Origin of the sequence: Maccoyibacter intestinihominis, assembly GCF_040096355.1 — a bacterium.
Taxonomy (GTDB): Bacteria; Bacillota; Clostridia; order Lachnospirales; family Lachnospiraceae; genus Maccoyibacter; species Maccoyibacter intestinihominis.
Map to the genome: position 1 here is coordinate 53,588 of NZ_JBBMEX010000007.1, position 13,511 is coordinate 67,098.

Annotated in this window: 14 protein-coding genes; all 14 read right to left on the minus strand. The window is 41.2% G+C overall.

Translation table 11 applies throughout. The annotated features are described in order from the left end of the window. Positions 1-3 precede the first annotated feature (3 nt). Positions 4-1,269: a flagellar biosynthesis GTPase FlhF gene (gene flhF, locus WMO43_RS07985; protein WP_353530833.1), complete on the minus strand. Its 1,266-nt coding sequence runs from the start codon at positions 1,267-1,269 to the stop codon at positions 4-6. Further along, positions 1,269-3,302 carry a flagellar biosynthesis protein FlhA gene (gene flhA, locus WMO43_RS07990; protein ID WP_177963038.1) on the minus strand — a complete coding sequence of 678 codons (2,034 nt, stop codon included), beginning with the start codon at positions 3,300-3,302 and terminating at the stop codon, positions 1,269-1,271. Before flhA ends, flhF begins: the two co-directional genes overlap by 1 nt. Positions 3,303-3,327: 25 nt before the next feature. Continuing rightward, a complete protein-coding gene (flhB, locus tag WMO43_RS07995) occupies positions 3,328-4,446 on the minus strand; it encodes a flagellar biosynthesis protein FlhB (protein WP_353530908.1) in 1,119 nt (372 codons plus the stop codon). Between the two features lie 10 nt (positions 4,447-4,456). Further along, positions 4,457-5,236 (minus strand): flagellar biosynthetic protein FliR, encoded by a 780-nt coding sequence (fliR, locus tag WMO43_RS08000; protein WP_177963037.1) that lies wholly within the window; start codon positions 5,234-5,236, stop codon positions 4,457-4,459. A 6-nt stretch (positions 5,237-5,242) separates the two neighbouring features. After that, positions 5,243-5,515 carry a flagellar biosynthesis protein FliQ gene (gene fliQ / locus WMO43_RS08005; RefSeq protein WP_177963036.1) on the minus strand — a complete coding sequence of 91 codons (273 nt, stop codon included), beginning with the start codon at positions 5,513-5,515 and terminating at the stop codon, positions 5,243-5,245. A gap of 25 nt (positions 5,516-5,540) precedes the next feature. Then, on the minus strand, positions 5,541-6,374 hold the full coding sequence (gene fliP / locus WMO43_RS08010) for a flagellar type III secretion system pore protein FliP (RefSeq protein ID WP_177963035.1): 834 nt from the start codon (positions 6,372-6,374) through the stop codon (positions 5,541-5,543). A gap of 9 nt (positions 6,375-6,383) precedes the next feature. Continuing rightward, complete coding sequence (locus WMO43_RS08015) at positions 6,384-6,767, minus strand: flagellar biosynthetic protein FliO (protein WP_177963034.1); 384 nt, start codon at positions 6,765-6,767, stop codon at positions 6,384-6,386. A gap of 3 nt (positions 6,768-6,770) precedes the next feature. Next, positions 6,771-7,133, minus strand: coding sequence for a response regulator (locus WMO43_RS08020; RefSeq protein WP_177963033.1), 363 nt, complete (start codon positions 7,131-7,133; stop codon positions 6,771-6,773). Between the two features lie 24 nt (positions 7,134-7,157). Continuing rightward, on the minus strand, positions 7,158-8,345 hold the full coding sequence (gene fliY / locus WMO43_RS08025; protein WP_353530834.1) for a flagellar motor switch phosphatase FliY: 1,188 nt from the start codon (positions 8,343-8,345) through the stop codon (positions 7,158-7,160). Between the two features lie 4 nt (positions 8,346-8,349). Beyond that, positions 8,350-9,330, minus strand: coding sequence for a flagellar motor switch protein FliM (fliM, locus tag WMO43_RS08030; protein ID WP_353530835.1), 981 nt, complete (start codon positions 9,328-9,330; stop codon positions 8,350-8,352). Between the two features lie 39 nt (positions 9,331-9,369). After that, positions 9,370-9,882: a flagellar basal body-associated FliL family protein gene (locus WMO43_RS08035; protein WP_177963702.1), complete on the minus strand. Its 513-nt coding sequence runs from the start codon at positions 9,880-9,882 to the stop codon at positions 9,370-9,372. Positions 9,883-9,894: 12 nt separating this feature from the next. Continuing rightward, entirely contained in the window at positions 9,895-10,704 is an 810-nt protein-coding gene (locus WMO43_RS08040; RefSeq protein ID WP_353530836.1) for a flagellar motor protein MotB, read from the minus strand. Then, positions 10,704-11,504, minus strand: coding sequence for a motility protein A (locus WMO43_RS08045; protein WP_178025639.1), 801 nt, complete (start codon positions 11,502-11,504; stop codon positions 10,704-10,706). Before WMO43_RS08045 ends, WMO43_RS08040 begins: the two co-directional genes overlap by 1 nt. Before the next feature lie 293 nt (positions 11,505-11,797). Then, positions 11,798-13,450 (minus strand): flagellar hook protein FlgE, encoded by a 1,653-nt coding sequence (locus tag WMO43_RS08050; protein WP_353530837.1) that lies wholly within the window; start codon positions 13,448-13,450, stop codon positions 11,798-11,800. Positions 13,451-13,511: the final 61 nt, after the last annotated feature.

The window sequence follows — 13,511 nt, forward strand, 5'->3', positions numbered from 1 at the left end:
GCGTTACTTTCCTCCTAACAGATTCTTTACGATTTTCTGAGTGTCAAAAATCTCAATATCATCGGGTACATTTTGTCCGTTGGTAATATAGGACAGCTCCGCATCGGAATATAATTTTACATTCAGCAGATTTCCATAAGTGGATGTCTCATCTAACTTCGTGAAAATGATCTTGAACTCTGATATTTCTTTGTAAATATCAATAATATCAAGTAAGTCTCTGTATTTCGTTGTCGCACTTAATACCAGATATACGGATTTATCGTATGCCTCATCCACGCTGTCGATCAGCTCTTTGATATCCTTTCTCTGGCTTTCACTTTTGTGTGAGAATCCTGCTGTATCTACCAATACCAAGTCATAGTCCTCGACATTGGCAATTGCCTGGTTCATCTCTTCTGCAGAGTAAATGATCGTAAACGGCTCATTTAAAATGTTTGCATAAGTCCGCAGCTGTTCTGCTGCTGCGATACGGTAAGTATCTGCTGTTAAAAATGCAACCTTTTTTCCCTGCTCTACCTTATATTTTGACGCAATCTTAGCGATCGTGGTAGTCTTACCCACTCCGGTTGGTCCGATGACAAAGACGACTTTTGGCTTAGAGCCGCTTAGATCAATCGGTTTGGGCTGACCAAATTTTAAGATCAGCTTCTGATATACATTAGATAGAATATAATCCACACTGTTTCCGGCTTTCATAATATTCTCTAATTCATCGATCACCTGATTTGCATATTTTTCACTGACATCATTATCTAACAGTGTCTTATAGAGCATTTTGATAAAATGAAAATTCTCTGCTCCTGCCTTGCTCTGTTCCTTTTTTGTTATCAGCGGTTCCTCATTTTCTTCCGGGTGATGTTCCTCTTCTGAAAACCGGTGTTCGATCATGTTCTGTAAACTGTTCAGACGTTCCTCAATCCCATTGGTGTCTGCCTTATTTTCTTTCAGTACGGATTCAAACATATCCACTGCCTTTGCAGGCTCCGGTTCTTTATGCTCTACCGGCGGCACCTGGATTGGTTCATCCGCAGTCAGATTGATCTGCTCATGCATTTTAAACGGAGAATGAAAGGCTGCCATCGGTGTTCCCTGCTCGGTCTCTTCTTTGGCTGCCGTTACCTCATAGGTTGTCTGCTTGAACAGTCCTAAAAAGCCTTTGCTTTTGATCGTGCGCACATTCATGATCACAACGTCCGCACCCATTTCCTGTCTTGCTTTTTCTTTTGCTTCTTCCTCAGTCTTTCCCTGAAACTTATTAATTGTCATTAGTCTGTCACCATCCCAACTGACTGCAGTTCTACATTAGAATCCACCTCATTGTAAGATACTACAATCAAATCTTTAAAATATTCCTCTGTCAGTTTCTTAAAATACATTCTCACGATCGGAGATGTAATGATAATCGGACTCTTTCCAAGATTCTCTAACTTTGCGATCTCTGTCTCAACAGAATCCATAATTGCTTTTGTTTTTTCCGGATCCATCGTCAGATATGCTCCCTGCTCGGTCTGCTTTACAGAAGACATGATCTCCTGTTCTACTTTCGGATCCAGCGTTACGACACTTGTAACCTCGTTTGCCGGAAAATATTTATTTGAAATTGCCCGCTTGAGGCTCTGTCGTACATATTCAGTCAATACATCGGTATCTCTTGAAGTCGATGCATGGTCTGCTAATGTCTCAAAAATGGTCAGCAGATCTCTGATGGAAATTCCTTCGCTAAGCAGATTCTGCAATACCTTCTGAATCTCTCCAAGTCCTAAAAGTTTTGGTATCAGCTCCTCGACTAATGCCGGATTGCTCTCTTTAATATTGTCTACTAAATTCTGTACATCCTGTCTTGTTAACAGTTCTGCAATATGGCTTCTGATGACTTCCGTCAGATGTGTTGCAATAATAGACGGTGGGTCAACAACGGTATAACCCAGACTCTCCGCCTTTTCTCTCTGTCCTTCTGTGATCCAGATCGCAGGAAGGTGGAAGGACGGCTCAAAGGTCGGGATACCGGAAATCTCTTCTGTAACATATCCGGGATTCATTGCCATATAATGGTCAAACAGGATCTCTCCCTCTGTAACCTGTATGCCTTTGATCTTAATAATATATTGATTCGGATTTAACTGAATATTATCTCTTAATCGGATAATTGGCACAACAGTACCAAGTTCTAACGCAATCTGCCGCCGAATCATAACCACACGGTCTAACAGGTCTCCACCCTGATTGACATCGGCTAACGGAATGATTCCATATCCAAACTCTAACTCGATCGGGTCTACTTGTAACAGGGAAACCACATTCTCCGGTCTTCGTATCTCGTCGGCTTCCGTCTCTTCTTCCGAGACCTCTTCCTCTATGCTTTCAATGCCCGCAGTCTGCTGCATTTTTCTTCCTACGACAATATACATAGCTCCAAACGGAACAAACAGGATAGGATTTAAAGGTGTCACGATTCCTAAGAAGATCAGGGTGGCTCCTACGATATATAATACTTTTGGAATTCCAAAGAGCTGCTTGATCAGTACCTCTCCAAAATCTGCCTCTTTTGATGCCTTAGTAACCAAAATACCGGTGGAAAGAGAAATGACCAGAGAAGGAATCTGGCTTACTAAACCATCACCGATGGTCAGAAGTCCATACTGCTGGATCGCATCTGCGAATGGCAGCCCCTGACGCATCATACCCATGGCTGTTCCACCGATTAAGTTAATGAATGTAATGATCAGTCCGGCAACAGCATCTCCCTTTACATACTTCGTAGCACCATCCATGGCTCCGAAGAAGCTGGATTCCGCCTGAATCTTCTCTCTTCTCTCTCTTGCCTGTTTTTCATTGATCGTACCTGTATTCAGGTCGGCATCAATCGCCATCTGTTTACCCGGCATTGCGTCCAATGTAAAACGTGCCGTTACCTCAGATACACGCTCGGAACCTTTATTGATAACGATAAACTGGATCAGTACCAGTACGATAAAGATAATGCCTCCGATGATCATATCACCGCCACCAACGAAACTTCCGAAAGTCTCTACGACATTACCCGGATCTCCGGTTGTCAGGATCAGACGTGTGGAAGATACGTTCAGAGAAATTCTGAACAGTGTGGTAAACAGCAATAACGTTGGGAAAAATGACATCTCTAAGATTTCCTGTACAAACAGTGCATTGAACAGGATGATCAATGCGATGGAAATGTTGACCATCAGCATAACGTCTAATAAGATGCTCGGAATTGGTATAATAAAGAAAATAACCGCACAGAGCAGATATGCTGCGATTCCTAAATCCGCTTTTTTCATGGTTATTTTCCTCCTTCCGTCTTAATTAATTCTGGTTTTTCATATGATATACCATTGCTAACACTTCTGCAACTGCCTGATAGAGTTCCGGCGGTATCTCCTGTCCGACATCTACCGTCGCATAGAGTGTTCTTGCAAGTGGTTTGTTTTCTACAATTTCAATTTGATTTTCTTTTGCAATTTCTCTGATCTTCATTGCGAGATAATCTTCACCTTTTGCTAGTACAACCGGTGCTTTGGCAGTCTCGCTGTCATAGGAAATTGCAACGGACAGATGCGTCGGGTTGGTAATAACAACATCTGCTTTGGGGACATCCTGCATCATACGGCGCTGGGACGCTTCACGCATCCTGGACCTCTGCCTGCTTTTGATCTCCGGATTTCCCTCTGTATTCTTGAACTCTTCGCGTACCTCCTGCTTCGTCATCTTCATCTCTTCATTAAAACGATGCTTCTGGTATGCCCAGTCCAAAATACCCACGATCAGATACACCAGACTGATCCGCAGTCCCGTATCTATAATAATGGTTCCACAGAGCACAATTGCCTGTGATAACGGAATCTCATATAAAATAAACAGATTATCTTTCTGCTTATTTACACAGCTATATGCAACATAAGCGATCAGTGCGATTTTTAAAATCGACTTAAACAATTCAAAAAGAGACTCTTTTGAAAACATCCGCTTAAATCCGCTGATCGGATTAAACTTGTCTAACTTTGGCTGCATCGGCTTGGTACTGACTTTCCAGCCCACCTGTACAATACTGACAACAAATGCCACAATGACTCCAACCGCTAAAAACGGTGCCATGATCTTAATGGAGTCTATGATACTCATTCTAAAAAGCTGGTCAGCGGCATGGATGGACATTCCCTGTCCATTGCCCTTTACAATTTCCGGCATTTTATTATAAACTGCTGAAAATTCTTCTAAAAAGCCCTTGCCTACATACGATATAAATACTTTTAATACCAAAAACAGGGCAATCAGATCCATGGCGGAATTCAATTCCCTGCTCTTTGCAACTTTTCCTTCTTCTCTGGCATCCCGCAGCTTTTTTGCTGTGGCAGGCTCGGTCTTTTCACCGCCCGGACCATCTTTTGCAAACCATTGAAGATCATACTCTAAGTACCGTTTCATCTCTTCCAAATCAGTACATTCCTTCTATAAATGATACGATCAGCTTTTTCATTTCTTTAAACACAAAGTTTGAAATGCTTGGTAAAAGCCGAATGGTCAAAAACATAATTAAAAATCCTATCAGGATCTTCATCTGCATACCGATGGCAAACATGTTCATCTGCGGTGCAACTTTTGCCATAATTCCCAAAATGCAGTTCAGTATCATCATAACTGCAAAAATTGGTAAAATGATCCGGAATGCGATCACAAACAGATCTGTCATATAAGTTAAAAACGACTGGAACAGATGATCCCATTGAAACACCTGTCCATTGACCGGAATCAGTTTGTAGGAATCCACCACCGCACGCAGAATATAATGATGCATATCCGTTGCGATCAGCAACAGCAATAACAGATAATTATACAACTGACCGGTAATATTGACCTGTGTATTATTCATCGGGTCATACTCGGTTGCCATCGACAATCCGATTTCCATATCGATCATATTTCCCGCTAATAAAATAATGGAATTACAAACACTTGCCGCAAATCCTATGAGCAATCCTGTAATTCCCTCCCTGATAATGATAACGGCAAATCCAAATACACCTTCGTAATCAAGTGCAGGTCTCTCTAAAATCTGAAACAGCAGTATAGCAACCATTACGGAAAAACCAATTTTTACACGTCTTGGTGTATTATTGGTTCCATAAAATGGTGCTACTGCCACAAAACTCGCAACTCTGACCACTATCATCAAAAAGTATTCAAATGTAACTAAAGAAAAACTCAAATTTACCATAACCGCTTAGCTTAAGAATACGCCGAAATTCGACCACAAATCTGTAATATACTCTGTTAGCTGTGTCAGTATCCATGAACCAAAAATCATCATTCCTACAAACACGGCAAGAATCTTCGGCACAAACGTAAGGGTCTGTTCCTGTATGGATGTCACCGTCTGAAAGATACTGATGATCAGACCTATGATCAATGACACCAATAAGAGCGGAGCCGATACCACGATGATCGTATAAATTGCCTGACTCGCAATATCTAAAACTTCTCCCTGTGTAATCATTCTCCTCACTCCTTTTATCTATCTGTCACATAAACGTTTTTACCAGATTTCCGATTACCAGATCCCATCCATCCGCTAAAATGAATAAGAGAATCTTAAATGGTAAAGAAATGGTTGTCGGTGGAAGCATCATCATACCCATGGACATCAATACGGATGATACCACCATATCAATGACAATGAACGGAATATAAATGATAAATCCTATAATAAACGCCTGACGGAGTTCACTGATAATAAACGCCGGTATTAAGACGGTGTTTGTAATTTCTTCCTTGTCTTCATAGGTTACGTTTGCAATTTCACAAAACAGGTTAATATCTTTTACCTGTGTCTGACCAAACATAAACTCCCGAAGCGGTTCCATTCCTATCTCTAATGCTTCTTCCTGCGTAATCTCCCCGGCATCTAATGGTTTGATCGCTTTTTCATTGATCTGCGTAAACACCGGTGACATGATAAATAATGTCAGAAACAGTGCAAGTCCTATCAGAACCTGGTTCGGTGGAGATGTCTGCGTACCAATCGCACTCCTTAAAAAATGAAGCACTACGATGATCCTCGTAAACGAGGTCAGCATGATCAGAATCGATGGTGCTAATGTGATCACTGTTAAGAATAGCAGGATCTTAATCGGAGCTGAAAGGCTTCCCCCATCGTTGTTGTATGCAATGGAAAAACCATTGTTTACATCTTCTGCGGCATCAGGTACCGACTTTTTTTCACTCGTTGTCTTCGTACTGCTCCCCGCTGAAGTTGCATATGCCGTCTGTGTTGTACACATAGAAAGTGTCAACACCAGTACAACGGTCGCAAACACAACGGAAGCGATACAATACCACTTCTTAAATTTCTTCATCTTTTCTGCCTATTTCTTTGGCAGGCGTTCTTTGATTTTTTTCAGAATCTCCTGAAAGTTTTCTCCTGCCTCTGTCTGTTTTATCACTTCATAAGTATCCAGATCATGAAGCTGCTCTTTTGTCAGCGTTGTCAGCATGGTAATCTCATCTTTTCCAACACCAATGACCAAATAAACCTCACCGGCTTCAATAATCTGAATATATTTGTTCTGTGTCAGACGCAAAGTCTCAACGATCCGCAGATTCTTATTAAAAGATCTGCTCTTCTGATACCCTGCAATCCATTTCGTTGTAAAATATGTAATTGCCAGAACAAAAATGAAAATCAGCAGGACTCCCAACAACTGTATAAAACTGTCAAAACCGGAAGTCTTCATCTGTAATAAAATCATCCTTTAACCAACTACTTTTTTAACAGCCTCTAATACACGTTCTGCCTGAAACGGTTTTACAATAAAGTCTTTTGCTCCTGACTGGATCGCTTCAATAACCATTGCCTGCTGGCCCATTGCTGAACACATGATAACGGCAGCGTTTGCATCAGCCTCTTTAATCTTCTTTAATGCCTGGATTCCATCCATTTCCGGCATTGTGATATCCATAAGAACTAAATCCGGTTTTGTCTCATTATACTTTTCAACCGCTTTTGCTCCATTTTCTGCTTCTCCTGCAATTGCATACCCGTTTTTTGTGAGAATGTCCTTGATCATCATTCGCATAAATGCTGCATCGTCACAAATTAAAATACTCTTTGCCATAGTTTAATCTCCTTATTTTTCATTCTATTTGATAATTTCTGTAATTCTTACTCCAAAACTTTCTTCAATTACAACAACTTCGCCTTTAGCTACATATTTGCCATTGACTAATACATCAATCGGCTCACCGGCAATCTTATTTAACTCGATAATAGTTCCCGGTGCAAAATCTAAGATTTCCTGAATGGACTTGCTGGTTCTTCCTAACTCTACCGTAACCTCCAGTGGAACATCCATGATCAGATCAATGTTCTCTTTCTGGAATGCAGCGGACAAATCCCCCATAAATGGCTGGAACTGTGCCGGCTGTACATTGACCGGCTGACCCATCATTGGCTGGCTCATCATTGGTTGACCCATCATCGGCTGTCCCTGCACCGGTTGACCCATCATTGGCTGACCTTGCATTGCCTGACCCATCATCCCCTGATCCATCATCGGCTGACTCTGCATTGTCTGCTGTGGAGCAGGCTGCGGTGTCGGCTGTGGTTCCGGTTTTACCTCCGGCTGTGGTGTTACAGATGCATTTGCTGCTGCATCCTGTTCCATGTTCTGTGTAATACTTGCACACATCTCTTTTGCAAAAGAGATTGGATACAACTGCATGATCGTACTGTTTACCAGATCGCCGATTTCCATTTTAAAAGAAATCTTAACAAATGGATTCTTTAGGAACTCATCAATAGTTCCTTCATCCACATTTTCCTGTAAATCTATTAAATCCGCATGTGGCGGGCTGATATCAATCGTCTTATTCAGCATGGAAGATAGTGAAGTGGCTGCCGAACCCATCATCTGGTTCATTGCCTCACAAATTGCACTCAGGTGCAATTCTCCTAATTCTCCATCTGTATTTGTTCCATCACCGCCCATCATCAGGTCGGTAATAATCTTAACATCATTTTCTTTTAAAATCAAAAGATTGTTGCCATCGAGACCTACCGTATATGCAATTCGGATAAATACACACGGTCTCTCATAAGCCTCTACGATATCATCCCATGTTGCCAAACTTACAACCGGGGTTGAAATCTCTACTTTACGGTTTACCAGCGAAAATAATGTAGTTGCCGCGGTTCCCATGCTGATATTGGCTATTTCTCCAATCGCATCTTTTTCATTGTCTGTCAATGAAGTATTCTGTGTTGCATTTTCAGAACCCGTATCATTCAGTAATGCGCTGATTTCTTCCTGTGACAATATTCCATCCATTACTTCACTGCTCCTCTCTTATTACTGATGTAATTCTTACCGCATATTTATCTCCCGAGGAACCCGGTAGTGCAGTAAATTTTTTGATATTCCCAACAAAGACATCCAGTTCCTGATTTACTTTTGTATCAAGCCTGATAATATCTCCAACCTGCAGACCGGAAAAATCACTGACCGAGATCGTGCTGTTTCCAAGAACTGCTTTCATTGGTATCGGCGCTTTCGAGATCAATGTCTCGATCGCATCTACATATTGCTGTTCATCTTTATCCTGCATTGTGGAATACCAATACTTCGTATTCAGCTTATCCATAATGTCTTCTAATGTAAGATATGGCAGACAGACATTCATTAGTCCTTCCACATCTCCGATTTTTATATTGATCGTCACAATTGCTATCATTTCACTCGGTGAAATAATCTGAGCAAACTGTGAATTTGTCTCAATCCTCTCTAACCTCGGATGAATATCTACAACATTCTCCCATGGTTCATGAAGCAGATTAACACAGACGGTCAGAATCCTCTCTATGATCAGAAGCTCAATTTCCGAGAATTCCCTGGTCTTTTCTAACGGTTCCCCTTCGCCGCCTAACATTCGATCAACCATAGCATAACCCAAATTAGAGGCAATTTCCAATATGATATTTCCTTTTAAAGGTGCAAAATTAATGATTCCCAATAAAACCGGATTTGATAGTGCATTGGAGAACTCTGAATACGATACTGCCTCCGAGTTCATTACTTCTACCTGTATTGCCTTTCGCAGATAAACCGGAAGGTTTGTTGACAAAAGCCGTCCATAATGCTCAAAAATAATTTCCAACGTCCTCAGATGTTCTTTGGAGAATTTTGCCGGTCGTGCAAAATCATAATTTTTAATCTGTTTTTCGTCACTGTCTTTTATTTCTTCTGCATCCAGTTCTCCACTGCTTAATGCCTGCAGAAGATTATCAATCTCATTTTGCGATAAGACGTCGCCCATGTAAATCTCACCACCTGTCCGTCTTTTGTTTCCTATTCTTTACTGGCATGTCACGCTGGAGAATCCGACACTGACAATAAAGTCGGAATCAAACATCGTTCTGAGATTCTTTAAAATCTCATCCTGAACTGCCTGCTGGTCATCTCTGAACTCTTCATATGTATAGCTGGACACGACACTGTTGATCTCATTCTGGATCACACTTGCTTTTGTGGAAATTTCTTTTCCATAGCTCTTGTATCCTTTGTTCTTCGTATCCATGGAAATAGATGCTTTTAATACCACATAATGGTCTTTTCCATCTTCACCTTTTTTAAAGTTGATGGTCATCTCATTCTCTAAATCATAAGTCTCGATCTGCGCCATCGGCACGCTTGCAGCACTCTCGCCATTTGCACCATTTAACTCAAGATTGATTGCAGAGGCAACTGTCTCCACAAGCTGATTGGATTTCTTTACGGATGGTATAATCCCAATTGCTAAAATTGCTGTCAATATTGTATTTACCAACACCAGCGCCAGTATCAGGACTGACATTAAATTTTTCTTCATTGTTCTTCCTTTCTACTCTCCCTGTGCCGGAGAGTTATAAGAATTGTAAATCTTAACCTCCACACGTCTGTTGATCGCTCTTCCTTCCGGCGTGGAGTTATCTGCAACCGGAACATAATCTCCTCTTCCTGAGGATTTTATCAATCCCGGATCCAAATCCGTCTTTTCACGAATATAATCTGCCACTGTCAACGCACGATACATTGACAACACATCATTGTCTTCATATTTTTGATTATGGATTGGCACATTGTCTGTGTGTCCTTCTATATCAATCATATTTTTGTCATATTGACTTAAGATTTTACTAATCTTATCCACTAACGGATATGCATCTTCACGGATATCTGCCGAACCGGAATCAAATAGCAGCGCTCCATTCAGAGTGATCAGAACATATTGGGCATTAAAGTCTACCTCTACCTGATTCTGTATTCCTTCTTCCTGTGCCTGTTGTTCCACCTGTTCTGTCATCTTTTCAGACTCATCTAACGCTTCCTGTTCGTAAGCCTCTTTGATATCCTCTTCACTTTCTTCCGTGTCCGTGGAATTTGCCTGCTTTTTATAATACTCATCTAAAAGTTCTAACTGACTGACACCAGCTGATATCATCTGTCCGTCACCGATAGATGCTCCTCCCGATGGTAATATACTAAAGCTGCTTTGCAGTGAAGCGATTACCATTTCGAATTTTTCTGCATCCACTGTAGACATTGAAAACAGCAATACGAAAAAGCAAAGCAGAAGATTCATCAGATCAGCAAACGTATTCATCCATGGTGCTGAACCCTTCGGTGGATCTTCTTTTTTCTGTCTTGCCACTATTCTTCACCTCCGGCTTCCCTTCCATCAGTTGAGAAGCTCTCTCTGACTCCAGGAGATAAGAACGATTTCAGTTTTTCTTCTATTACACGAGGGTTTTCACCTGCCTGTATGGAAAGCAGTCCCTCGACTGTAACCTCTTTCAGTCTGATCTCTGTTGCATTCATCTGTGCCAACTTTGTTGCAGTAGGTGTACAAAGCCAGTTTGCAATCATAGAACCATAGAATGTTGTAACAAGTGCAACTGCCATCTGCGGTCCGATCGTGGACGGGTCATCCATTTTCTGTAACATGTTGATCAGACCAACCAAGGTACCGATCATACCCCAGGCAGGACCTAACTCTGCCCATTTTTCCCAGACACTGATAACTCCTTTGTGCCGGTCCTCGATACAGTTTAAATCTGTCTCTAAAATTCCTCTTACCAGTTCCGGATCCGTACCGTCTACAACTAACATAATTCCTTTTTTCAGGAAATCATCTTCTATATCGGATGCTGCTTCCTCTAATGCAAGCAGTCCTTCCTTACGGGCTATATTTGACAGATTGATGATATTTCGGATTACTTCTCCGGTATCTGCTGTCTCATTCTTAAAAATCAGTTTAAAACCCTTCAATCCATTGATGAAGTCCGGCATCTGATTTGACATCATAACACCTGCTAACGATCCTCCAATGGTAATAAAAAGAGACGGGACATCCCAGAAGTTTCCAAACATTTGCACGCCACCGCTGGTTAACACGCCGACGATAAACATTCCAAAACCTAAAATCAGTCCTGCCAATGATGAAATATTCAATCTGTCCACCTACCTATTCCCATAATTTATGGCATATTTTACAGGATATATTTTCCTCAAAATTGCCATGAAAACCTTTATAAACATATTACTAGATTTTTTGTTTCTTGTCTACGATATTTAAAAGAATTTTTTGCTATTTATAAAATATTTTGTTAAAATACCGCAGACTTTGTCAAAATTTAGCAATATCTTTATTCCACTGATCTTATACAAGATATAGGGGAACGGTTCATTTCCGTTCCCCTATATCTGTTTTTTACTATCTGAGCATCTCACTCAGGGATTCTCAGTTATCGTTTCAGATTGATCAATTCCTCTAACAGTGTGTCGGATACTGTAATAATTCTGGAGTTTGCCTGGAATCCTCTCTGTGTTGTGATCATCTCCGTAAACTCTGAAGACAGATCTACGTTGGACATTTCTAACATACCGGTAGACATAGTTCCACCGCCTGCTGTAATATCTACACCGATACCATCGAACTCACCGGAGTTCAATGTTGTAGTATAACAGTTGTCTCCGACCTTCTCAAGACCCATTGCATTTGCAAACTGGGCTACAGCAATCTGTCCTAAGAGAATGGTATTACCATTGTCATAAGAACCATAGATCTTACCGTTAGTATCTACAAAGACTCCGATCATATCTCCTGATTTCTTACCCGTTCCGGTCTTTCCATCCACATCACCTTTATCCATTCCAATGGTAGAGCTTCCACCATTATCGAACCATTTAGTTCCGGTGAAATCAATGTCAATGTTCTCAAAATTACCACCTAAGGTGTCTTTTAAATTCAAAAATACATTGTCCTGACCGGTTGCACCGATATAATCAAAAACACCGTCATCCGGATTGAACTTCAGTGTATAGTTTGCACCGGATACATTGGCAGTTACCACACCGTTTGTCATAGTAATACCTGTTGCATAAGGTGATACACCAAACGCCTCTGCTAATGTCTTGGTTGTTCCACCCGGTACCTGAACATAGTTACCGCCGCCGTTATCGGCCACTTCTACTAAATTGCCTGCAGCTGCATCATAACGGTAATAAGTTGCATTGTATTCAAAAATGTTATTTGCTGCATCTACTGTTGTCCAGCCTGCACGCGGTGTGTAAGTCTTAGTCTGTGATTTTACGGCACCAAAAATATCTCCTAAGTAATCCGGATCATAAGTGCCTGTAACACTGTCATATTTTGTCTGGTCTAAGATAGACTTGTTTGTGGAATCTAAGATGTCTGTCAGCTCTACTGTATATTCTCCGGTGTCTCTGTTCGTTTCTTTGATCGCAAATTTTGCAACATAAGAATATCCAAGAGCATCGTAGAAGCTTAAGTTCATCGCCTGTCCTGCTTCACTGGTAACATCGGTACTGTTTTTATCTAAGACACCTTCACATCTGCCGTTCACCGTTGCTTCCGGTGCGGATGTCATATTTTTTTCACTCATAACGCGAAGTGCAGATACCGTATCTTTTCGGATATCTCCGGTGGTCGGATCCACCTGCCATCCCATAACGTTATATCCGGTAGATGTCATACAGAGGTTTCCTGCTCCATCTACATAAAAGGAACCAGCTCTTGTAAACTGCGTGCCGGAACCGTTACTTACAATAAAGAAACTGGTTGCGGAATTGGTATCATTGAGCTTGATATCAAAAGCTCTACCGGTTGTCTGGGATGCTCCTGGACCGGTAATATTAACAGATGTAGAACCGGTAGTAACACCAAGACCGATCTGTTTTGCGTTCACACCACCGGTACCGGTCAGTGCATTTGGTCCGGATGCTCCTGATAAATTCTGATACATAATCTCACTGAATGTTACGGAAGATGATTTAAATCCTACGGTATTTACGTTTGCAATATTGTTACCGATAACGTCCATCTTCGTCTGGTGTGTTTTTAATCCTGATACACCAGAATACATTGATCTCATCATAATGAATGACCTCCTATACTTTTTGCCGTAAACTGTCTTATCTGTCAGTCAAAGACATTAG

Coding starts and splice junctions, on each gene's coding strand:
- flhF (WP_353530833.1), bottom strand. CDS start 1,269: ATGACAATTAATAAGTTTCAGGGAAAGACTGAGGAAGAAGCAAAAGAA.
- flhA (WP_177963038.1), bottom strand. CDS start 3,302: ATGAAAAAAGCGGATTTAGGAATCGCAGCATATCTGCTCTGTGCGGTT.
- flhB (WP_353530908.1), bottom strand. CDS start 4,446: ATGAAACGGTACTTAGAGTATGATCTTCAATGGTTTGCAAAAGATGGT.
- fliR (WP_177963037.1), bottom strand. CDS start 5,236: ATGGTAAATTTGAGTTTTTCTTTAGTTACATTTGAATACTTTTTGATG.
- fliQ (WP_177963036.1), bottom strand. CDS start 5,515: ATGATTACACAGGGAGAAGTTTTAGATATTGCGAGTCAGGCAATTTAT.
- fliP (WP_177963035.1), bottom strand. CDS start 6,374: ATGAAGAAATTTAAGAAGTGGTATTGTATCGCTTCCGTTGTGTTTGCG.
- WMO43_RS08015 (WP_177963034.1), bottom strand. CDS start 6,767: ATGATTTTATTACAGATGAAGACTTCCGGTTTTGACAGTTTTATACAG.
- WMO43_RS08020 (WP_177963033.1), bottom strand. CDS start 7,133: ATGGCAAAGAGTATTTTAATTTGTGACGATGCAGCATTTATGCGAATG.
- fliY (WP_353530834.1), bottom strand. CDS start 8,345: ATGGATGGAATATTGTCACAGGAAGAAATCAGCGCATTACTGAATGAT.
- fliM (WP_353530835.1), bottom strand. CDS start 9,330: ATGGGCGACGTCTTATCGCAAAATGAGATTGATAATCTTCTGCAGGCA.
- WMO43_RS08035 (WP_177963702.1), bottom strand. CDS start 9,882: ATGAAGAAAAATTTAATGTCAGTCCTGATACTGGCGCTGGTGTTGGTA.
- WMO43_RS08050 (WP_353530837.1), bottom strand. CDS start 13,450: ATGATGAGATCAATGTATTCTGGTGTATCAGGATTAAAAACACACCAG.